This window comes from bacterium (assembly GCA_026398675.1).
Classification (GTDB): domain Bacteria; phylum RBG-13-66-14; class RBG-13-66-14; order RBG-13-66-14; family RBG-13-66-14; genus RBG-13-66-14.
The window spans coordinates 1-1,617 of the sequence record JAPLSK010000064.1; the positions used below are offsets into that span (position 1 = coordinate 1).

Sequence of the window (1,617 nt, forward strand, 5' to 3'; positions counted from 1 at the left end):
AGCGTGGCGTTGAGCTGCTGCAGCTCGGCCGCCGTCGCCTGCTCGGCGAGGGAGACGTTCACCCAGAGGAGCTCGTTCTCGGCGAGGCCGGGGAGCTTGGCCTCCAGGTTGGGGCCGATCTGGGCCGCCGCGGCGCCGGTCGAGAAAAGGGCCGCCGCCAGTAAAAAAGACAGGCGTGCGCGCATCGGGGTACCGTCCTTCGTGCGTGAAAAGGGCCGGGTATTCCTATCACCCGGCTAATATAGTTCAGAAAAACGCCCGGTGTCCAGGCGGGGGGGGGCTTAAAGCCCCATTGTATTACGTGGGAGGGCTTTTCCGGCGAAGAAGGCCCAGGGGCGTCATCTGCAGCTCCTGGCCCAGGGGGTTGTCGGCCAGCGCCAACGCCAGCCAGTGCGCGTCCACCCCGTCGGTCCGGCCCAGGACGTCCACGTCGCCGTAGTCGTTGGCGTCTATGATGGCGGTTTCCAGGCCCACGGCGTCCCGGACCCGCTCGCAGACCCACTTGGGAAAAGCCGGGCCGTAGATGACGACGTTGATGTAGCGCTCGAAGGTGCCGACGCGGCTGCCGTCAATCTGGGCCACCTGGGGTCCGGCGACGCGGTAGAAGTCGCCGGTGCGGCCGAGGAAGCGGGTGACGGCCGCCACGACCGCCGCCAGAAGAATCCGCGGCAGACCCACCAGGTCTATCGCCGCCTGCATCTTCACCGGCAGGCCCACGGCGCCGATGCCCCACGGCGGCTTGGCCACCCGGGCGGAGAGGAACTTCGCCCAGAACCCCTCTTTGATGTCCTCGAAGCGGCGGGTGCGGCCCTGGGTGATGGCCACGATTTTTTCCGAGATAAAGAGGACGTCGCCGGGCTGGGGATTCGCGGGCGTCACATACTGCATGCACAGCTCGACGATGTCGTCGTCCTCGGTGACGAGGCGGGTTTTTATGGGGATTTTTTCGACGGTGGCCAGAAGGGGGTTGGCGCGCTTGCGGCGGGCGTCGGGGCGGACCGCGACGCGGCCGGTCCGCTTGTCCGGCTCGGCGTACCACGCCTTTTCTTTCGAGCGGTACGGTCGGTACCCGTCAATGTCCGGGGAGGAGTCGTCGGCGGGTTTTTTGGGAAAATTTTTCACGGCCCGAGTATAGCGGTGGAGCCCCGCACCGGTCAACAAAAAGCCGGCCCGCGATTCCCCTCTCCCCTCTGGGGAGAGGCTCGCCTACGGGCTAGGGTGAGGGGTGAAAGCGGCGGGGTTAGGAAACCCCGCCCTACGTCGGCGCAAACGGGGCGAGGGTCGGGGTTGGGAACGTAGAAAAACGCGGCGGCCCGTGGAAGGGCCGCCCTACGTCGGCGCAACCGGGGGTGAGGGCCACCGCATGTCCCCTCTCCCTTTTAGGGAGAGGGATAGGGTGAGGGTCGGGGCAGAGAACGGAAAAACGGCGGCCCGTGGAGGATTTATTCTACAGGGCCGCTCTACGTTTACCCCTCACCCCAACCCGTAGGCGCGCCTCCCCTCAGAGGGGGGAGGGGATTGTGCAACGGGCGGGGCACAGAGGCCCCGCCCTACGAAAGTTATTGTCGCACGAAAAAGGCGGCCCGCAGGGGATGCATCCCACGGGGCCGCCCCTAC

At 66.7% G+C, this 1,617-nt stretch carries 2 protein-coding genes; both read right to left on the minus strand.

What is annotated here, in order from left to right; all coding sequences use genetic code 11:
* A partial coding sequence (locus tag NTW26_01215) for a hypothetical protein (GenBank protein MCX7020895.1) occupies positions 1-185 on the minus strand: 185 nt, incomplete at its 3' end.
* 112 nt (positions 186-297) lie between these two features.
* A complete protein-coding gene (locus tag NTW26_01220; protein ID MCX7020896.1) occupies positions 298-1,122 on the minus strand; it encodes a coenzyme F420-0:L-glutamate ligase in 825 nt (274 codons plus the stop codon).
* Between the last annotated feature and the right edge of the window lie 495 nt (positions 1,123-1,617).